The following is a 20,785-nucleotide window of genomic DNA, read 5'->3' on the forward strand; positions in this document are numbered from 1 at the left end:
CGCCGATGTTTAACAAACTCATCGAAACGGCGGTTCGTTTCCGCTGGAGCGTGGTCTTCATCTGCGCGGCGATCGCCGCCTTCGGCCTGCTCCAACTGACCCGCCTGCCCATCGACGCGGTACCCGACATCACCAACCGCCAGGTGCAGATCAACACGGTGGCGCCCTCGTTGTCGCCCGGACAGATCGAGCGACAGGTCACCTACCCGCTGGAGACGGCCCTGGCCGGTATCCCCGGGCTGACGAGAACCCGCTCGCTTTCGCGTAACGGCTTCTCGCAGGTGACGGCGATCTTCACCGATGAAACCGACATCTATTTCGCGCGCCAACAGGTGGCCGAGCGCATGCGCGAGGCCCAGGAGGACTTGCCCGAGGGCGTGGCGCCGATGATGTCTCCCGTCACCACCGGGTTGGGCGAGGTGTTGATGTGGACGCTCGATTACGTCCCCTTCGATCCGAAAAACGTCGCCAAGCCCGGCGAGCCGGGCTGGCAGGCCGATGGCAGTTATCTGACCCCGGAAGGCAACCGTCTGGCGACGGCAAAGGAACGCGCCACCTATCTGCGCACGGTGCAGACCTGGATCGTGGCCCCGCAGATGCGTTCGACGCCGGGATTGGCCGGCGTGGACACCATCGGTGGTTACGTCAAGGAATACGCCGTCCGGCCCGACACCGAGCGGCTGGCGGCCTACGGCCTGGGGCTGGATGACCTGGTGCAGGCGCTGGAGCGTGCCAATGTGCAGGCCGGCGCCGGTTTCGTCGAACGCGCGGGCGAGGGGCTGATCGTGCGCGCCGATGCCCTGGCGCGCACGGTGGGCGATCTGGAAGAGGCCCCGGTCGCCAACCGTGACGGGCTGGTGGTGCGCGTCTCGGACGTCGCCAAGGTGGGCATCGGTCAGGCGCCGCGCCTGGGTGCCGCCAGCCGCAATGGCCACGAGGCCGTGCTTGGCACCGCCTTGATGATCGCCGGTGGCAACAGCCGCACCGTGGCCCAGGCCGCGGCCACGCGGCTGGCCGAAGTGGGCAGGTCGCTGCCGCCGGGCATCGTGGCCGAGCCGGTGCTGGACCGCAGTGTGTTGGTGAACGCGACGATCCGCACCGTGGCGAAGAACCTGACCGAAGGCGCCTTGCTGGTCATCGCCATCCTGTTCCTCCTGCTCGGTAACATCCGCGCCGCGGCCATCACCGCGCTGGTGATTCCGCTCTCTTTCCTGTTCGCGGTGATCGGCATGAACCGCTTTGGCATCAGCGGCAACCTGATGAGCCTGGGCGCGTTGGATTTCGGCATCCTGGTGGATGGCGCGGTGATCGTGGTCGAGGCGACGCTGCTGCTGCTCGGGCAGAAGCGGCAGGAACTCGGGCGCGAGTTGAGCAAGCGTGAACGGCTGGATGTCGCGGTGCAGGCCGCGCGCAAGATGATGCGGCCGGCGGCGTTCGGGCAGGCGATCATCCTGCTGGTGTTCGCCCCGATCCTGACGCTGGAAGGCGTGGAAGGGAAGACTTTCCAGCCAATGGCCGCCACCTTCATGCTGGCGCTGGTCGGTGCGTTCCTGTTCTCGTTCACCTTCGTCCCGGCGATGGTGGCGCTGTTCATCCGCGCGCCGGGCGCCAAAGGCAAGGGCGTCCCGCCCGCCGGGGCGGAACCTGCGCATGCCGAAGACGACGGTGAACACGAAACGAGGATCATCCGTTTCGTCCGTGCCCGGGCCGAGCCGGTGATTCGGAAGGCGGTCATGCACCCGCGCATGGTTTTGCTGGGCGCGGCGACGACGCTTGTGATCGGCGTCAGCGCGTTCTTGTCGCTGGGCCGGGAATTCATGCCGACGCTCGATGAAGGCAACATGGCGATGCAGGCCTTGCGGGTTCCGTCCACCTCGCTGGAGCAGTCGATGGCGATGCAGCTCGCCCTCGAAAATGCCTTGGCGAAGGAGCCGGAAGTCAAGACGATCTTCTCGCGGACCGGTACCGCGGAGGCCGCGATCGACCCGATGCCGACCAATATTTCCGACAGCGTGATCGTGCTCAAGCCGCGCTCGGAATGGCCCGATCCGAAGCTGGACAAGGATGCCCTGGTAAACCGTTTCAAATCGGTCGCCGAAAAGCAGATCGGCAACGCGTTCGAGTTCAGCCAGCCAATCGAGTTGCGGTTCAACGAACTCATTTCCGGCGTGCGGACGGATCTTGCGGTGATGGTGTTCGGTGACGACTTCGACGTCATGCAGAAAGTGGCCGACCAGGTGGCGTTGAAGTTGCGTGGCATCCCCGGCGCGGCGGACGTGAGGGTCGAGCAGGTATCCGGTCTGCCCACCCTCACCGCGCAGGTCGATCATGCGGCGGCGTCGCAGTACGGACTGACGGCGGCGGATGTCAGCGCGGCGCTGGCGACCGGGATCGGCGGCACCTCGGCGGGCAAGATGTTCGAGGGCGATCGCCGCTTCGATATCGTCGTGCGTCTGGACAGTGCCGATCGCAATGATCCGGCCCAGTTGGCGGCGTTGCCCGTGGTGTCGGCCAGTGGCACGGTGGTTCCGTTGTCGTCGGTGACGCGCATTGGCGTTGCCGAAGGGCCGAACCAAATCAGCCGCAACAACGGCAGCCGCCGTATCGTGGTGCAGGCCAACGTGCGCGGCCGCGATCTTGGCGGCTTTGTCCAGGAGGCGCAGTCGGCGGTGGAGACCATCAAGCTTCCCCCCGGCCTGCACTTGAACTGGGGCGGGCAGTTCGAGAATTTGCAGCGCGCCGAAAAACGCCTGCTGATGGTCATTCCGGTGGTGTTCCTGCTGATTGGCACCTTGTTGTACATGGCGCTCGGCAGCGCCCGCGAGGCCGGTCTGGTCTTCGCTTGCGTGCCGTTGGCGCTGGTGGGGGGCGCCCTGGCCCTGCTGGTGCGCGGGATGCCATTCTCGGTTTCCGCGGCCGTGGGCTTCATCGCGGTGTCGGGCGTGGCGACGTTGAACGGCCTGGTGCTGATGCAGGCGATCCGCGAACGGCTCGATGCCGGGGATGCGCCGCTGATGGCGGCGGCCGTCGGCGCGGCCAGCCGCCTCCGCGCGGTGCTGACCACGGCGCTCGTCGCCATTGTCGGGTTCATCCCGATGGCCATCGCCAGCGGCTCCGGCGCCGAGGTGCAAAAGCCGTTGGCCACCGTGGTGATCGGTGGGCTCATCACCGCCACCTTCCTGACTTTGCTTGTCCTGCCGACCTTCGCGGCCCGTGCTTCCGCCGGCCGTAAGGATCGCCAGGCCGAAGAGGACTGAAGCGGGAAACGCGCGAACGGGGGTAGTCGATACCCCCTCAACGGCGACGCCGCGGCCTACAGGTCGCGGCGTCTTGCTTTCTTCGCTCGGCAAATCGAGAAGCGTGGACGGTCATGGGGCGGAGGCGCCGGACCTGTGAGCGATCCACCGGGATGGGCGCGCGTCTTGGGCGGCGTTGCATGAGTGCCGACTACCGCTGGGGTGGGTGGAGGCCATCGCGCGGGTGTTCGAGCTGCGGCCGATGCGCTGTCGGCATTGGGCTTCCGGTGGGGCTTCAGGCCGTGGCCGGCAGCCAGAGCAGCAACGCCAGGCCCAGCAGCAGCCGATACACCGCGAAGGCGGTGAAGCGATGGCTCTGGATGTAGCGCAGCAGCCATTTGACCGCAACGAAGGCGGTGATCATCGAGGTGACGAAGGCCACCGCCAGTGCGCTCCAGTCTTCGTTCGCTGCCTGGCCGCCGCGCAACATGTCGATCAGCTCGTAGCCCGTGGCGGCGAACATGGTGGGAATGCCGACCAGGAAGGCGAATTCCGTTGCCGCCGCGCGCGAAGTGGTGCCGGCCAGCAATGCGACGAAGATGGTGGCCGCGCTGCGCGAAGTGCCGGGAAAGACGCCCGCCACTATCTGCGCGATGCCGACCAGCACCGCCGTCAGCCACGAAACATGGCTGCGTTCGCCGATGGTCGCCGCGCGCCGAGCCGCCAGTTGTTCGGCGAGCACCATCCAAAACGCACCGATGATCAGCACCCAGGCGATTGGTTGCACGGTATCCGGCAGCTCCCAGCCGAGCTTCTTGACCAGCAATCCGCCGGCCGCGGTGACGCCGAAGGCGAGGCCGAGCTTCAGTAGGTAATCGCGCGCGCCGATCACCGTGGCGGACTCTCCCCGCTCACCCGCTGGCGGGCGGCCAAAGAATGCGAGCGCCAACGCCACCAGCTTGCGCCAATAGATGAACACCACCGCGAGGATCGCCCCGGCCTGGATGGCGATGTTGAACAGGTCGCTACGCGCGCCCAGCCAATGCTGGGCGATCAACAGATGCCCCGTACTGGAAATGGGGAGGAATTCGGTGATGCCTTCGATGATGCCAAGCAGGAGTGCGGCAAGGAGGTCGGACATGGAGGGGGCCGGAAGAGGAGGGCGGTGGCGCGCGCCAAGCCTAGCAGTTGCCGGTGGTGGTCGTGGTGCTGAGGGTTTTCACTATTTTCATGCATATTGAAAATATATTGCACCAAATTAGTGCTTATTGAGTTGCGTACGGATTATTTATTCCTTCAAAAACAACTGGTTATGGGTTTCAAAAGGTTGGCATGCCATTTGCTCTCAACTTGGAGGGCGAGCGTCCACCCCACTTCCACCACCGAGGCCCGAACCATGTCCATCGAAAATGTCGAAAAACTCATCAAGGATCACAAGGTCGAATTCGTCGACCTGCGCTTCGCCGATATGCGCGGTGTGCAGCATCACGTCACCTTCCCGGCTTCGATTGTCGATGAATCCCTGTTCGAGGACGGGCGCATGTTCGATGGCAGTTCGATCAGCGGCTGGCGCGGCATTCAGAATTCCGACATGGTGCTGCTGCCCGATGCTTCCACCGCCTTCCTGGACCCGTTCACCGCCGATCCGACCGTCGTCCTGACCTGCGACATCCTCGACCCCACCACCATGCAGGCCTATAACCGCGATCCGCGCGGCGTGGCCAAGCGCGCCGAGGCGTATCTGAAGGCCAGCGGGATTGCCGACGCGGCGTTCTTCGGCCCGGAGCCGGAGTTCTTCATTTTCGATTCGGTGCGTTTCGCCAACGACATGGGGCACGTCTTCTACCAGGTCGATTCAGAGGAAGCATCGTGGAACTCGAGCCGCGACTACGCCCACGGCAACAGCGGCTATCGGCCGATGGTGAAGGGCGGCTATTTTCCGGTCGCGCCGCTGGATTCGCTGCACGACATCCGGGCGGAGATGTGCAAGACGTTGCAGCAGGTCGGGCTGGAAGTGGAAGTACACCACCATGAGGTGGCCAATGCCGGCCAGTGCGAGATCGGCGTGCGCTTCGATACCCTGACCAAGAAGGCCGACGACCTGCTGACGCTGAAGTACATCGTCAAGAACGTCGCCCATCGCTACGGCAAGACCGCTACCTTCATGCCGAAGCCCATCGTCGGCGACAACGGCAGCGGCATGCATGTGCACCAGTCGCTGGCCAAGGGCGGGCAAAATCTGTTCTCCGGCGATGGCTACGGTGGCCTGAGCCAGATGGCGCTGTGGTACATCGGCGGCATCTTCAAGCATGCGCGCGCGATCAACGCCTTCAGCAACAGCACCACCAACAGCTACAAGCGCCTGGTGCCCGGTTTCGAGGCGCCGGTGATGCTGGCTTATTCGGCCTCCAACCGTTCGGCCTCCTGCCGTATCCCTTACGTGTCGAACCCGAAGGCGCGCCGCATCGAGATGCGCTTCCCCGACCCGATGAACACCGGCTACCTCACTTTCGCCGCGTTGATGATGGCGGGCCTGGACGGCATCAGGAATCAGATCGACCCGGGTGGCCCCAGCGACAAGGATCTCTACGACCTGCCGCCGGAGGAGGAAAAGAACATCCCCACCGTCTGCCACTCGCTGGATCAGGCATTGGAGGCGCTGGACAAGGACCGAGAATTCCTGAAAGCCGGCGGCGTGTTCAGCGATGATTTCATCGACGGCTACATCGCGCTGAAGATGCGCGAAGTCACCAGCTTCCGCGCGGCCACGCATCCGCTGGAATACCAGATGTACTACACCATCTGAGGAAAGGCGCACGGCGGATTCCGCGGGGGGTGGTGGAGCGGGACATGGCCCGTTCCGATCGCCTCTCGGGAGTCCGCCTTCGTCCGATGCCTGGTCTTGCTAAATCAGCAGGCGATCGTAGTAATATCGATAAAGGGGGGATGTCGTACGGTCGAATCCAATAAAAGGTAGGGGAAATCAGTCCATGAGAATTTTGCGCGGTGATGTTGCCTTTCGTACATGTGTGTTGATGGTTGGGGCGCTTCTGCCCGCCGGCTGGGCGGCGGCGCAGGCCAAAACCACGGGTAGCGCATCCATCGTCAGCGATTACGCGTTTCGCGGGGTGTCGCAAAGCAACCTAAAACCCGCGTTTCAGGTGGGCATGGAGCATCAGGCTGGCAACGGGATATACGTGGGCACCTGGGGGAGCAATATCAGCTGGCTGTCCGACCTCTCCACCGCCGCGGCGCCGATATCGAGCAGCCTGGAGGTGGATGTCTATGGCGGCCATCGCGGGAATCTTTCCCGGGCGTGGAGTTATGAGGTAGGGCTTTCGTACTACGGATTTCCGGGCAATTATCCCGCCGGCTTCAAAAGAGCCGACACGATTGCCTTGCACGGCGGCCTGGATTTTGCCGCGACCCCGGATTTCACCGTTGGGGCGGAATACAAATATTCGCATGCGCTAGCGGTGGGGTGGTCGGGCACGGGCTATCTCGAGTTGTCCGCGAGCTGGCGGTTCCGGCCCGGCTGGACGCTGGATGCGCATGCCGGAAAGCAGTGGATCAAGCGCAAGCGCGAATACCAGTACAGCGACTGGAAGCTCGGTGTGACACGCCGTTTTGAAAATGGATTCCTGCTTGGTCTGGCCTATGTGGGTACCAATGCCAATGCCGTGCTTTACACGAATGCCTTTGGAAGGAATATCGCGAAAGATCGCCTGGTGATGAAGATCGGCAAGGAGTTCTGAGGCTCGGCCTCACCCGGTCGTCTTGAACAAGGGCGATGGCGGTGGTTTCATCACCGCCATCGCCTGTTCGTCGAAGGACGATGAAGCGCGTGCGCCCCTCATCGTTCCGGGCGGCATGGAACAATTGCGATAAGCGCATCGCACAGCTTCATGCCACGGGTGCGCAAAACCCGGTGCCGGCCCGAATGAGCGCCTTCGATCCGAATGCTCAGCGACTGGTTTCTTGCCGCAACGTTTCGGAAATTTCCCTTAGTTTTCGCATGTTTCCGTCGTCTCTGGGCCACCCGGAAAAGTGCTTTTTCACCACGCCATCCACCAGCAGGTAGAAGCTGGGAGTGGCCCGTTCGTCGAACATCGGCCAGTCGGACTTGAATTTGGTGACGAATACCTGGGTGGCGGGGTGCGCTTGGTTCCAGGCCAGGATTTCCTTGAGGTAGAGATTTCCATCCTGCGGTGTTATCCACAGGACGCGCCCAAGCGATTGGGAGACGAGTGGGTCCTTGGCCGCCGCCTCCATGGCGGCCCTGGAAAACGCGCATTGCGGGTGCGACACCACTACCAGCGTTGGCTGTCCATCGAGCGGCGCTTCGATTTCTTTCAGGCGGCTGCCCGCCTCCACGGAGTAGAGGGCAAGTTTGGCGGACGGACGCGCCTCGACCGTGGGCGGCGGGGCAACGTTCAACCCTGGATGTTTGTCCAGATACTGGCGGGCATCGTCGAAACGCCTCGTGCGGATCATCGATTCGTACAATACCCCCCGTTGCTGGTTGTCGATGCGCCCCCTTTTCTCCATTTCGTCGCCGATGGCGTGAAGCCGCGCGGAGAACCCCGGTTTCAATCCGTAGAAGAAAGCCATGTGCGCGGCTCGGAAATAATATTCGAGACCTTCATCGGCGATGTGGTCTCGAGGTGTTTTCTCAAAGTGCTCCCGGCCGAAGAATTTGTTGTATTCGTCTTCTATGGCCTGATGTCGTAGCGATTCGGGTTGGGAGAATGTTTGTCGCTCTATGGAATGGAGCCGGTCGTATGCGTCCTCCGCCGATAATTGTTTGCCATTGCCCGCCACGGCATTCGCCGCGAGCAGGCTGGCCACAAGGATTAAAGTGGTCCGTGCTGTTCTTGTTGGCAGAAGGTGGGAGATGGAACTGGGAGTTCGCACTTGGTTGAATCTTGGTCTCAGCAATTGCTGCGGATGCAGATGGTGTTGGTGTTGTAACCACACGTCGCTCTGGATTCGCATTTGAAATCGGGATGGTCGATGACTGGATTGGGCGATCCGCCGCCACTGGTGGATTATTCGGATATGGCCGCATCCCGTTCATTCACTATGCGCAGATTGGGGATGGGTCCCGTCGAGCGCTGGGCGCCGAACAGGCTCAACACTTCATATGCTTGCGCCGCCGTCAATTCCGCCCTTAAATCCCAATAATCGAAGCTTGCCAATCCCCGTTCCGTGAAAACCAGGCTTTTTATGAATCTTTTCCTGGCGCTTTCGGATAAATAAGAAAGTGGGCGGGCATTCCCTTTTCCTGAAGCTATATATTGGCGTAATTCGGGTTCGGATTTTATTGGCGCCGCGTTATGGGCGATTTGCCGTTCCAGAAGCTCCTTGTCGAGTGCTTCATCGGTTGCGCTGTCCTGGGCGCGCGCTGGCAGGGCTGTGAATGAACCAATTGCGAAGAGCAAAAGTATTGGTGAGGTGGCCTTCACGGTGATTTCCCCTGGAATCAAACTGATTTACTGAAGACGGCAAGAGGGTCGTATCAAGGGGGTCGTTAACATCACGCATCTAAATTGTTTAATTTTAATTAAATGCGGTTTCGGGATGGCCTTGCCGCCATGGATTTGGTGTAGCCCGGGTTGGTGAAGTCAGTACCGGGCAAGCCTTTCCCATTCAGCGAACGCCGGTGCCGCCGCCCAGCGCCAGATACAGGTTGGCGGCGGTTTGCAGGGTGTTGAAGCGCGCGTCGACCGCGGCGAATTCGGCTTGGCGCAGCGTCTCCTGGGCGTCCAGCCAGAAACGCAATGGGGCGGCGCCGGCGCGGTAGCGGGCTTCGTTCATGCGGGCGATGCGCCGGGCATTCGTCACGGCTTCGTCCTGTAATTTCAGTTGTTGCCGTTGTGTGTCGAGCGCGTTCAAGGCGCTTTCCACTTCGGACAGGGCGCGGTAGACCGACTGCCGGTAGCCGAGCACGGCGATTTCGTATTCGTTGCGGGCGATCCTGGGTTGCCGGATCAGTTCGCCGACATTGAGGAAAGGCAGCGAAAGGCCGACACCGAGACTTCGCGTGGGATTGGCGAGGATGTCCTTGAGCGCTGCGCCGCCGGTGCCGAGCGTGCCGCTCAGCGATATTCCGGGCAGGAAGTTCTTGCGGGCGATGCGCACGTTGAGCAGGCTGGCTTCGAGCCGTGTCTGGGCGGCGCGCAGGTCGGGGCGGTGGGTCAGCACGTCGGCGGGGATGCCGGCGGGGATCGGGGGGGCGGTGGCTTGCAGTGCCTGCGAGAGGTCGATTGCCAGCCCATCGGGCAATTGCGGCGGGGGCAGGTCGAACAGCAGGGAGAAGGTGTTGCGCGCTTCCTGTATCTGCTGTTGCAGTTGCAGTTTCTGCGACTGCTGGTTTTGCAGCGATTGTTCGGCCTGGGCGAGTTCCAGGCCGGAAATCGCTCCGGCGCGGTATTGCACGCGGGTGAGCTGGAAGATGCGTTCGGTGGCAGCGAGGCTTTCCTCGGCGCGCGCGCGCCGGGCCTGGAGCAGGGCGATCTGCCAGTATTGCCGCGCGACGTTGCCACTCAGCGCCAGCGCCAGCGCTCTGCGGTCGTCCATGCTGGCTCGGGCTTCCCAGAGGGCGACTTTGCGCTGGTCGGACAGGCGTCCCCACAGGTCGAGTTCCCAGCTCACGCCGAGGGAGGCGCCGTAGTTGCGCTGCCAGGTGGGGGCCGGCGCGCCGGGCTGGGCCGCGCCCTTCGACGCGCCGGCGTTGGCGCTGGCGGAGGGGGTGGGATAGAGCGCCTGGGTCGCCGCGCCGGCGCGCAACTGCGCATTGCGGATGCGCCAGGCGGCGGCGCCGAGTTCGGTGTTGCGCAGGAGCGCGGATTCGATCATGCGCTCAAGCACGGGATCGCCGAAGCCCCGCCACCAGATCTGATCGGTGGCGACGGCCAGCGGCGTCGCCGCGGCGGTGCTGGCTTGCCAGTGCGGCGGCAATGGCGGCGCATCGGCGCGCGGCCCGGTTTGGCAGGCGGTCAGTGCCGCGGCCAGAAGCAGCGGAAGCGGGAGGCGGCGGAACCGGGGGGCGGTCGGGATCATGAGGTCGTGTTTCATTCGCGCGCCAATGCTTCGACGGGATTGAGGCGGGCGGCGTTGCGGGCGGGAAGGTAGCCGAAGACGGCGCCGATCAGGCTGGAGCAGGCGACCGCGACGAGTATCGCCGATGGCGAGAACACCATCGCGAACTGCTTGAAAAACAGCGAGAACAGCGCGCCGATGCCGAATGCCAGCGCGATGCCCAGCAGGCCGCCGACGAGGCAGACCGAGATCGCCTCGATCAGGAACTGGCGCAGGATGTCGCCCTGCCGCGCGCCCACGGCCATCCGCACGCCGATTTCCTGGGTGCGCTCGGTGACTGACACCAGCATGATGTTCATCACGCCGATGCCGCCGACCACCAGCGAGATCAGTGCGATGGAGGAGATGAGCAGCGTCATCGTCGCCATGGTCTTTTCGACCATTTCGCGCAGTTTTTCGCTGTTCTGCGTGTAGAAGTCCTGGCGTCCGTGGCGAATGGTCAGGGTGCGCTGCACGTCGCGTTCGACTTCCTTGGGCACGGCGTCGGGCTTGAGCGCCGCCACGATGCTGGCGATGTTGTGACTGCCGCTGATGCGGGCCATGACGGTGGTGTAGGGCAGCCAGATGTTGAGGGCGCGATCGCCGCCGAAGGGGCTTTCCGATTTGCCGGTGACGCCGACCACGCGCACCGGCGTGCTGCCGAGCATCAAGGTCTGGCCGATCACGTCGGGGCGGTTGCCGAACAGCGCCTTGTGGGCGTTGGCGTCGATCACGGCGTCCTGGGCGATGGCCCGTACACTGGCGGCGCCGAACCATTGGCCGCGCGCCAGCGTGAGCGCGCGGGTTGGCGGGTAGTCCGCGCCGACCCCGGAGACGGAGACGGTTTTCTCGCGGTTCTCCACCCTTGCGGTTTGGTTGGTCTGGACGATGGGTGAGCTTGCCAGCACGCCGGGCAGGGTGGCCAGCGCCTCGGCGTCGGCGGGCACCAGCGTGCGGATGCTGTCGGCCTTGCGGTCGCCGGGGCCGCTGCCGGGATGGACCTCGATGGTGTTGGCGCCGGCGGTGTTGAGGTCGGCCAGTATCCGGTCCTTGGAGCCGGTGCCGAGCGCCACCACCACGATCACCGAGGCGATGCCGATGATGATGCCGAGCATGGTCAGGAAGGTGCGCAGGCGGTTGCCGACCATCGAGCGCAATCCCATCTGCATGGCTTCGGAAAAACGCGACAGCCGCACCGCCAGCGATGCGCTTCCCGGCGCGCGCGCCGGTGGCGCATGCGCGCGCGCGTTGTCGATGCCCCGCGTATCCGGGCCGTCGTCGGCGACGATGCGCCCATCGTGGATGCGGATCACCCGGTGCGCCTGGGCGGCGACCTCGGCATCGTGGGTGACCAGGATGATGGTGTGGCCGGCATCGTTGAGTTCGCGCAGGATCGCCATCACCTCGATGCCGCTTTGGCTATCGAGTGCGCCGGTGGGTTCGTCGGCCAGCAGTATCTGGCCGCCGTTCATCAGCGAGCGGGCGATGCTGACGCGCTGCTGCTGGCCGCCGGAGAGTTGGCCGGGGCGATGTTGGGTGCGTTCGCCCAGGCCCAGGCGTTGCAGCAGTTGCCGCGCCCGCTCGGCGCGTTGCGCGGGCGGAGTGTCGGCGTAGATGGCCGGAATCTCCACGTTGGCCTGTGCCGAGAGCGCGCGGATCAACTGGTAACGCTGGAACACGAAACCGAAGTGTTCGCGCCGGAGCTCGGCCAGCGCATCGGGCGACATGTCGCGGGTTTCCTCGCCTTCGACGCGGTAGCTCCCGCGCGAGGGCTGGTCCAGGCAGCCGATGATGTTCATCAGCGTGGATTTGCCCGAGCCGGAAGGGCCCATGATGGCGACCATCTCGCCGCGCCGGATGGTCAGCTCGACATCGCGCAGCACCGCGACCACGCCGTCCCCGGAGGGGTATTCGCGCACCACGCCGGAGAGATGCAGCAGCGGTGCGGCGGTGTCCATCGTGCTCACTCGGCGGCTTCCGCGCCGCCCATGTCCAGCGGTTGCCGGCTGGTGTCCTTGCCGATCACCACTTCCTCGCCGGCTTTCAGGCCGTCGATGGCTTCCGCGTTCACGCGGTTGTCGAGGCCGATCCGCACCAGGCGCTGGTCGAGGGTCTTCGCGCCGTTCTTGCCGGGTAGCGCCACGCGCACCGCGTAGCGCCCATCCGCCTGACGCTGGCCGAGGGCGGCGGACGGCACGATCAGCACGTTTTTGGCGGAACGGGTGATGATGCTCACCTTCGCGCTCATGGCGATGCGCAGCTGTCCATCGGGGTTGGGCACTTCCAGCAGTGCGTTGTAGTACACCGCGTTGTTGGTGTTGCCGCCGGCGCCGCCGGCGGAGGTTTCCTTGGCCAGATCGGTCGGGCCGGGATCGACGCTCTTGAGTTGGCTCTGGTAGCGCCGTTCGCCATCGCCCAGCAGGGTGAACCAAGCGGGCATTCCGGCCTTGACCTTGGGCACATCGGCCTCGGAGATCTGCGCTTCCACCAGCATCGGATCAAGCCGGGCCAGCTTGATCACCGTCGGTACCGATTGCACGGAGTTGAGGGTTTGCCCGGCCTCGGTGACCACCGCCACCACCACGCCGTCCATCGGCGCGACGATGCGGGTATAGCCGAGCTTGGTCGCGGCGGTTTCGAGTTTGATGTCGGACTGGCGCAATTGCGCGTCCAGTACTTTCAGGTCGCTGCTGGCGCTCTCGAACTGGGCCTGGGCGGCTTGCAGGTCCTGTTTGGAGGTGGCGTCCTCGCGCATCATGGCCTGTTGTCGGGTCAGGTTGGCGCGTGCCTGTGCCAGCGCGGAGATGCGCGAGGCGCGTTGCGCGCGCATCACGGCGATGGCGGCGCGTTCGTCGCGAAGCGCGTTGCGTTGTTCGGTGGGGTCGACCTCGGCGATCAATTGCCCTTTGCGCACGTTGTCGCCCAGCTTGACGTGCAGCGCCTTGACCTGCCCGGATACCTGGGCGCCCACGTTGACCAGGGTGTTGGCGCGCAGGACGCCGTTGGCCAGCACGGTGTCTTCCAGGTGGCCGCTGCGCACCGGCGCGGTCAGCCATTCCGAAGCGGGTTCCGAGCGGCTGCACGCGGTGAATTGCAGCGTGACGCCCGCCAGCAGGAGGGGGGGGAGCAGCAGTTTCCAGCGATGCGCGCGGACGAAGGAGGAGGCAGGGGAGGGCATGAGATAACGTAATGGTGATTCGTATTCAGATTGCGGCATCGCGGTGGCCGATGGATGAATATCGAGCAACGCATTCGAAGGCGCGCGCGTCTGGGCGCGGCGGCGGCATGTCCGGACGCATGGGGAAGGCGGCCGGGCGCGGCTTTCGGCCTACGACCAGCGGCGCGTGACGGGCGGGCGTGGTGACGCCCTGCGCCGGGCCGATGTGGCGCGCGCGGCCCGGCGCGGCTGCTCCCGCGGCCGCTTTCGATACTGGGGGGTGGGTATCCCGCACGCGCTGGCCGGCTGGCTGTGACCGTGCGCCGGTCGCCACGACCCGCGAGCCCGGCCGGCTCACTCGCGGAATGTCACCGGGGTCCCGATCTTGACCGCGCCGGCCACCGCTTCGGCGGCGAAATTGGTCAGCCGCACGCAGCCCGAGGATTGGGTGCGGCTGATCTGGCCGGGTTCGGGCGTGCCGTGAATGCCGTAGTGCGCCTTGTCGATGCCCATCCAGACGATGCCCACCGGGCCGTTGGGGCCGGGGGGCAATGTGGCCGGCTTGGCGTCCTTGGGCTGGCCGACGAGGATGTCCGGGTCGTAGCGGTAATCCGGGTTGTGCACCACCGAGGTGAGTTTCCATTCACCGATCGGCAGCGGGAATTTCGATGAGCCGGTGGAAGCGGGGAATTGGGCATAGACCTTGCCGGCTTCGTCCAGCAATTGCAGGGCGGCATCGGACTTGTCGACGACGATCCGGGCGGCGGGACGGATTTCCTGCGCCGGGCGGGTATAGGGAACGACGAGAGCGGTGCCGGCCTTGGTGAAATCGGCGTTGGGATTGAGGGTGTCGAGGAATTCCGGTTTGACGTTGAAACGCTCGCCCAGCGCTTCGCGCAGATCCTGGTAGACGATGCGTTCCATCTTCGCCTTGTCCTCGGCGCGCGCCGGGGTCTTGGCGTAGGGGCCGTCGATGTCCTGCTGGGTCAGGCGGTAGCTGACGAGCGCCGGGGCGGAGTCCTTGTTCAGTTCGGCCCAGGTGGCTTCGTCCAGCTTGCCGGTGGTCTCGATGCCGCGATCCTTCTGGACGGCGCGCACGGCTTTTTCGACGTTCATCCCGTTCTTGCCGTCGATCTCGCCGGTGGAGAAATGCGCCCGCAACAGCAGCACCTGCGCGCGCAGCACGCCGTCGGGGCCGTCGGTGGTGCTGGCTTCGTTGGCGAGCTGGCCGCTGGCGGCCCGGGGGGCGGGGGCGTTGGTATCGACCGCCGCGAGTGGATAGCCGTCCGGGCCGTACAGGGCGGGTGTGGCTGGGGTGGGGGCGGCGGGCGGTGTCGCCGACGCGGGTTCGGGCATTGGCGTGGCCGGCTTGGCGGGGGATGGGCCGGCCGCTGGCGGCGGGGCCGGCGCGTCGCCGCAGGCGGCCAGGGCAAGGGCGATGCAAATGGCGAGTGGCATGGCGCGGTGCGTTGTCATCGGGCGTCGTTTTTCGTCGTGAGCGTTGGGGCGCCATGCTGGAAGCCGGACCGGGATCGCCGCGTGAAACCCCGGGATCGGGTGTGTGCCGTTCAGGCCGGGGTCAAAGCCAAAGCCAAAGCCAAAGCACTGGCGGGATGGGCCGCCACGCAAGCGCTCCGGTCTGGCCGGAGGCATGCGGACAACGCGGCGATTCGCCGCGAATGGCTGGCTGGCCCGAAGGTTTCCAGCGGCGGCTGGCCGCGCGCGCCAGGCCCCATGGCCGGCCGCGCTGGAATGGCGGATTGAGCCGAGGCAATGCGGAATTCGGGAAGGAATGGTAAAGATGAATACCTTTTTCCTCCCCCCTCGAAGCCATGAACCAGATCAGCAACCGCACGTTCGATGAGATTCAGATCGGCGATTCCGCCACCCTGATCCGCACCGCCACCTTGCAGGACATCGCGTTGTTCGCCGCCACCTCGGGCGATATCAATCCCGCGCACATGGATGCGGATTTCGCCGCCGGCGAGCGGTTCGGCCAGGTGGTCGTGCATGGCATGTGGACGGCCTCGCTGATCTCGGCGCTGCTCGGCAACGAGTTGCCCGGCCCCGGCACCGTTTATCTGGGGCAGGACATGCGTTTCAAGCGCCCGGTGCGGCCGGGCGACATCATTACCGCGCGGATCAGCGTGCGCGAGAAGCGCGAGGACAAAAAAGTGGTGGTGTTCGACTGCCTGTGCAGCGATGCCGATGGCCGCCCGGTGCTGACCGGTAGCGCCGAGGTCATCGCGCCCACCGTCAAGCACGAACTCAACCGCACCGAGATGCCGGAGGTGCAGGTCAACCGTCACCGCATCTTCGATCTCGGCATGAAGCGCGCCTATCTGCTGCCGCCGCTGCGCGCGGCGGTGGTGCAGCCCACCAGCGAGCGGTCGATCACCGCGGCGGTGGAGGCCAGCGACGACCGTCTGTTCGTGCCGGTGCTGGTGGGGCCGCGCGGGCGGATCGAGGCGGCGGCGAAATCGGCCGGGGTGTCGATCGATGGCATCGAGCTCATCGACGTGCCGCACAGCCACGCCGCCGCGCTGAAGGCGGCGCAGATGGCGGGCGCCGGCGAGGTGGACGCACTGATGAAGGGCAGCCTGCACACCGACGAACTGCTTTCGGCGGTGGTGGCGCGCGACAATGGCCTACGCACCGACCGCTGGCTGAGCCACGTCTTCCTGTTCGACGTGCCGGCCTACGACAAGCTGCTGATAGTCACCGATGGCGCGATCAACATCGCGCCCACGCTGGAACAGAAGCGCGACATCGCCCAGAACGCCATCGATCTGGCGCGCACGCTCGGTGTGCGCGAGCCGAAGGTGGCGGTGCTGGCGGCGGTGGAAACGGTGAACCCGAAGATGGCTTCCACCTTGGATGCCGCCGCGCTCACGGTAATGGCCGCGCGCGGGCAGATCGAGCACGGCCTGGTCGATGGCCCGCTGGCCTTCGACAACGCCATCGACATGGATGCGGTCAGGGAGAAGGGCATCGAATCGCGCGTCGCCGGGCAGGCCGACATCCTGCTGGCGCCCGACCTGGAGGCCGGCAACATCGCCGCCAAGCAACTGATGTATTTCGCCCGCGCCGATAGCGCCGGGCTGGTGCTGGGCGCCAAGGTGCCGATCATCCTCACCAGCCGCGCCGACAGCGTGCGCACGCGGCTGGCCTCGATCGCGCTGGCGCGGATCGTCGCTCACACCAAGACGGCGGAGGGTGCCGCATGAGCCGAATCCTCACGTTCAATGCCGGTTCCTCGACGATCAAACTGGGGGTGTTCGAAGCTTCCGGCGGCGACGTGCGCATGCTGGCCGATGGCGTGCTCGACCTGCGTCTCGAACCGTTGCAGCTGCGGCTGGACGAAAACGGCTGCCGCGAGATGTTCGCGTTGCAGGCGCGCATCACCGACGACCTGGGCGAAGTGATCGAAGCCGTGCTCGATATCATCGACGCGCGCTGGCCGGGGGCCGCTTTCGCCGCCGCCGGCCATCGCATCGTCCACGGCGGCGCGGAATTCGTCGCGCCGGTGGTGCTGGACGAAGCGGTCATCGCCAAGCTCGATGCGCTCGCGCCGCTGGCGCCGCTGCACCAGCCGGCCGGCCTCAGGCTGATACGGGCGATGCGCCGCGCCCGGCCCGGGCAGCCGCAGATCGCCTGTTTCGATACCGCTTTCCATCACACCCAGACGGCGCTGGCCAAGCGCATGGCGATTCCGCGCGCGCTGCATGACGAGGGCGTGCGTCGCTACGGTTTCCACGGCCTGTCCTATCAGTTCATCGCCGAGGAACTGCGCCGCCGGGAACCGGCATTGCTGGCGAAGAAACTGGTGGTGGCGCATCTGGGCAGCGGCGCCAGCCTGTGCGCGCTGGAGCATGGGGTGAGCCGCGACACCAGCATGGGTTTCTCCGCGCTCGATGGCATTCCGATGGCGACCCGCCCCGGCGAGCTGGATGCCGGCGTGCCGCTTTATCTGCAACAGCAGCGCGGCATGAGCGTGGACGAATTGCAGCACTGGCTTTATCACGATTGCGGCCTGAAGGGCGTCTCCGGCATCAGCGCCGATACCCGCGTGCTGCTGGAGAGCGGTGCGCCGGAAGCGGCGGAGGCGATCGATCTGTTCTGCTTCCGCATCGCTCGGGGTATCAGCGCGCTGGCCAACACGCTGGGTGGGCTGGATGGCGTGGTGTTCACCGCCGGCATCGGCGAAAACCAGCCGCCGATCCGCGCCCGCGTGTGCGAATGGCTGTCATGGTTGGGCGCGAAGATCGACGCCGGGGCCAACGCCCGCGCCGAGCGCGTGCTCGATGCCGAAGGCAGCCGCATCGCCATTCGCATGATCGCCACCGACGAGGAACGGGTCATCGCCAGAAGCGTCGCCGGCCTGCTTTAGCGTGGATCGTCCGCGCATCGCTCCAATCACCATCACCGCGCGGAAACCGCGCATCAGGAGTATCCATGTCCATCGTCGATCTGGCCGGAAAACGTGGGTTGGTGGTCGGCATCGCCAATGCCGAGAGCATCGCCCACGGCTGCGCCCGGGCTTTCCGCGAGGCGGGGGCGGCACTTGCCGTCACCCACCTCAACGCCAAGGCCGAGCCGCACGTGCGGCCACTGGCCGAGGCGTTGGAAGCGCCGATCATCGTGCCCTGCGACGTGCGCGAGCCGGGCCAGTTGGAAGCGGTGTTCGAACGCATCGAACGCGATTGGGGCCGGCTCGACTTCGTGCTCCATTCCATCGCCTTCGCCCCGCGCGAGGATTTGCACGCGCCACTCAGCGAATGCAGCGCCGAGGGCTTCGCGATGGCGATGGACGTCTCCTGCCACAGCTTCATCCGCATGGCGCGGCTGGCGCGCCCACTGATGCCCGACGGCGGCGCGCTGCTGACGGTGAGTTTCTTCGGCGCCGAACGCGTGGTGGAGCACTACAACCTGATGGGCCCGGTCAAGGCCGCGCTGGAATCGAGCGTGCGTTACCTGGCCGCCGACCTCGCCGCCCAGCGTATCCACGTCCACGCGCTTTCCACCGGGCCGGTGAAGACGCGCGCGGCGTCGGGCATCGGCCGCTTCGACGAACTGCTCGACCGCGTGCGCGAACGCACCCCGGCCAACAAACTGATCGACGTCGCCGAGATCGGCCGCATCGCCGCCTTCCTCGCCAGCGACGCCGGCGCCCCGATGACCGGTTCGGTCACTTATGCTGACGCGGGGTTTCATGTGATGGCGTGAGGTGTTGCTCTTGAAGGCGGTGGCACATGTTGTTTGGTTGATTTGCAAGTTGACCGTGTTTAGAGGATAAATTCCGTAGGGGAATGCCTCAGGCTAGGTTTCCGTACCTTCGTGGGGTTGAGAAAGTATGCGAGGGGTCCGTTTTGGTAAAAGCCAGTGCTCTAAATTGATGGTTGATTGGGGGTGGGTATGACTGAAGGATTTTTAGTGCGTGTTTCCGTCATGGCTGCAATTGCAGTTTTTGTGCGTGATGTAATCCTGCAAGCAAGAGGGGTTCAATTCAAGCGTGCGATTCAAATCCCCTTTATTGGTTTTTTGGGATGTCTTCTTGGCGTTGATTTGGCATATGCGCAGGTCAATCATCCCTACTGTCTTGAAAAGGGGGGTAATCAGTTCTGCGTTCCTTTGCAAATGTCCCCGTGGTCATACTCCTCCGGAATCACTTTTGATCGTGCGGACTTGAGGGATTGGAGGGCCGAATGCAAAGGCCGGGGCGGTGTGCTCGGAGATATTGATAATAATGGCGTAGAAGATTGTACGGGTGCTGCCGAATGGACAGAGAAAAATATCTTTTCCATGAGTCGGTCTGTGGCAGATGCCTGGTTTGCTTGCGGCTTAAGCGGTAATTCAAGTGATACGGGATGGGGGCGAGCGCCGGCAGGTAGCGGATATGAGGATTTTTGCTCTGATAGTCGCCGCTTCGACTCTGGAGTCGAAGTTTTCAGTTGTAGGCTGCTTTCGTTTGAAGGGAAGGATAAAGGTTTTGGTGATCTTGGTGGTCAATATGGGTGTGAATACGGTAAGCCCTATGATGCAGAGTTTCTATCCACCAGGAACAGAAGCCTGAAGTGCCCTCCTGGATATAATTTTCTATATGACAGTGCAGGCGTTAAGGTTGGTTGTTCCAAAGAGCAGGAGGCCGTGTGTCCAATCAATAACCCCGTTCTCATGCCAAGGCTTGCCAAGGTGATGACGGAGGAAGATTTCCGCCGGTCAGGTGGTGGGTTGAAGTGGGTTAGGCATTGGAATCTAGAGGGTTTTTATGATAGCGGTGTGGTCCCGCAGGTTCTGGGGCAATTGAATGACCAAATTATAGGTTATGGGTGGAGGCACAACTACGATAAACGGATTTATCCTTACTTGGGTTCGGATTCGCTGCTAGCGGTTGTCAGGCTTCCCGATGGAAAAGTCAAGGCCTTCAATAATTCAGGGCAACTGATTCAGCCATGGGAGGATGGAGCGGAAACACTGATGCGCAAGCTTGATGAAAAGGGCGGCATTGTTTCTTGGGTACTTCTTACATCAAGCAATGACCTTGAAACGTATGACCAGAATGGTCGTCTGTCCCGCATAAAAGAAGCATCAGGAAGTGTCATGGAGCTTTCCTACGATGAAGACGGAAAGCTTGTCAAGGTGATGGATGAAAAAGGGAGGTTTATTAAATTAAATTATCATTCGAACAGTAAATTCCTTTCATCTGTTGAGTTACCTGATGGGGCTTTCATAAAGTATCAACAGGAAAATGGTTATTTGACCAAGGTCAAGTATGCAGACTTGAAGAGCAAGCAATATCGTTATGGAATTTCTGGGCGACTGACCGATATATACGATGAGAGTGGGGTGCATTACGCACATTATAACTATGTGCCAGGTGCTGGATATTTGGAGTCTACAGTCAATGCGCCAAATATGGATGGGGGCGTAAATAAATACACATATGAAATGGAGGGCTATTTAAGCAGCTCTTACACAACTCCATTGGGAAATACCGTCAGGCAGGCGTTTTCTAGTATCGACGGGTTGATCAAGCTGACTGATACGAGCAATTCGTGCAAAGCTTGTGGTGGAAAATCCAAGAAAATTATCTATGACACAAACGGTTATCCGGATATATCGACGGACTTCTCCGGGGTGACAACAGATCTTGATTACAACGCGCGTGGCTTGCTGATACAACAAATCGAAGCGGCGAACGACACTACCGGCGATAAGCGCACCACACAAACGGACTGGCACGCCACGCTGAACGTACCCGTGGCGCGCCGAGTGCTGGATGCCGCCGGTCAGTGGGTTTCCCAAGAAACCT

Annotated in this window: 14 protein-coding genes; 7 read left to right on the forward strand and 7 right to left on the reverse strand. The window is 63.6% G+C overall.

Going from position 1 to position 20,785, the window contains the following annotated elements; genetic code table 11:
• The first annotated feature begins 5 nt into the window (after window positions 1–5).
• Complete coding sequence (locus tag EBB59_RS09250; protein WP_122101875.1) at window positions 6–3,257, forward strand: efflux RND transporter permease subunit; 3,252 nt, start codon at window positions 6–8, stop codon at window positions 3,255–3,257.
• A gap of 274 nt (window positions 3,258–3,531) precedes the next feature.
• On the opposite strand, the gene EBB59_RS09255 is transcribed toward EBB59_RS09250, so the two are convergent.
• Entirely contained in the window at window positions 3,532–4,377 is an 846-nt protein-coding gene (locus tag EBB59_RS09255) for an undecaprenyl-diphosphate phosphatase (protein WP_122101876.1), read from the reverse strand.
• A 255-nt stretch (window positions 4,378–4,632) separates the two neighbouring features.
• Here EBB59_RS09255 and glnA point away from each other — a divergent pair, with 255 nt between their 5' ends.
• Both glnA and EBB59_RS09265 read left to right on the forward strand, forming a co-directional pair.
• Complete coding sequence (gene glnA, locus EBB59_RS09260; RefSeq protein WP_122101877.1) at window positions 4,633–6,042, forward strand: type I glutamate--ammonia ligase; 1,410 nt, start codon at window positions 4,633–4,635, stop codon at window positions 6,040–6,042.
• 184 nt (window positions 6,043–6,226) lie between these two features.
• Window positions 6,227–6,991, forward strand: a complete 765-nt coding sequence (locus tag EBB59_RS09265) for a TorF family putative porin (RefSeq protein ID WP_122101878.1) — start codon at window positions 6,227–6,229, stop codon at window positions 6,989–6,991.
• Between the two features lie 208 nt (window positions 6,992–7,199).
• Here the strand turns inward: EBB59_RS09265 and EBB59_RS09270 are convergent, their stop codons facing one another.
• The 6 genes from EBB59_RS09270 to EBB59_RS09290 form a co-directional block, all read right to left on the reverse strand.
• Window positions 7,200–8,084 (reverse strand): hypothetical protein, encoded by an 885-nt coding sequence (locus EBB59_RS09270; protein WP_147455554.1) that lies wholly within the window; start codon window positions 8,082–8,084, stop codon window positions 7,200–7,202.
• A gap of 200 nt (window positions 8,085–8,284) precedes the next feature.
• Window positions 8,285–8,701: a hypothetical protein gene (locus tag EBB59_RS13495; protein ID WP_147455555.1), complete on the reverse strand. Its 417-nt coding sequence runs from the start codon at window positions 8,699–8,701 to the stop codon at window positions 8,285–8,287.
• Between the two features lie 184 nt (window positions 8,702–8,885).
• A complete protein-coding gene (locus EBB59_RS09275) occupies window positions 8,886–10,313 on the reverse strand; it encodes an efflux transporter outer membrane subunit (RefSeq protein WP_122101880.1) in 1,428 nt (475 codons plus the stop codon).
• Window positions 10,310–12,274, reverse strand: a complete 1,965-nt coding sequence (locus EBB59_RS09280) for a MacB family efflux pump subunit (protein ID WP_122101881.1) — start codon at window positions 12,272–12,274, stop codon at window positions 10,310–10,312. The genes EBB59_RS09275 and EBB59_RS09280 overlap by 4 nt, the downstream gene beginning before the upstream one ends.
• Window positions 12,275–12,279: 5 nt before the next feature.
• Entirely contained in the window at window positions 12,280–13,494 is a 1,215-nt protein-coding gene (locus tag EBB59_RS09285) for an efflux RND transporter periplasmic adaptor subunit (protein WP_158601764.1), read from the reverse strand.
• Window positions 13,495–13,827: 333 nt separating this feature from the next.
• Window positions 13,828–14,931, reverse strand: coding sequence for a L,D-transpeptidase family protein (locus EBB59_RS09290; protein WP_147455556.1), 1,104 nt, complete (start codon window positions 14,929–14,931; stop codon window positions 13,828–13,830).
• Window positions 14,932–15,305: 374 nt separating this feature from the next.
• Here EBB59_RS09290 and EBB59_RS09295 point away from each other — a divergent pair, with 374 nt between their 5' ends.
• The 4 genes from EBB59_RS09295 to EBB59_RS09310 all read left to right on the forward strand — a co-directional run.
• Window positions 15,306–16,700, forward strand: coding sequence for a bifunctional enoyl-CoA hydratase/phosphate acetyltransferase (locus EBB59_RS09295; RefSeq protein ID WP_122101884.1), 1,395 nt, complete (start codon window positions 15,306–15,308; stop codon window positions 16,698–16,700).
• On the forward strand, window positions 16,697–17,863 hold the full coding sequence (locus EBB59_RS09300; RefSeq protein WP_122101885.1) for an acetate/propionate family kinase: 1,167 nt from the start codon (window positions 16,697–16,699) through the stop codon (window positions 17,861–17,863). The genes EBB59_RS09295 and EBB59_RS09300 overlap by 4 nt, the downstream gene beginning before the upstream one ends.
• 65 nt (window positions 17,864–17,928) lie before the next feature.
• A complete protein-coding gene (fabI, locus tag EBB59_RS09305; RefSeq protein ID WP_122101886.1) occupies window positions 17,929–18,699 on the forward strand; it encodes an enoyl-ACP reductase FabI in 771 nt (256 codons plus the stop codon).
• Between the two features lie 189 nt (window positions 18,700–18,888).
• A partial coding sequence (locus tag EBB59_RS09310) for an RHS repeat protein (RefSeq protein WP_147455557.1) occupies window positions 18,889–20,785 on the forward strand: 1,897 nt, incomplete at its 3' end.

Origin of the sequence: Solilutibacter pythonis, assembly GCF_003697345.1 — a bacterium.
In the GTDB taxonomy this organism is placed as follows: domain Bacteria; phylum Pseudomonadota; class Gammaproteobacteria; order Xanthomonadales; family Xanthomonadaceae; genus Solilutibacter; species Solilutibacter pythonis.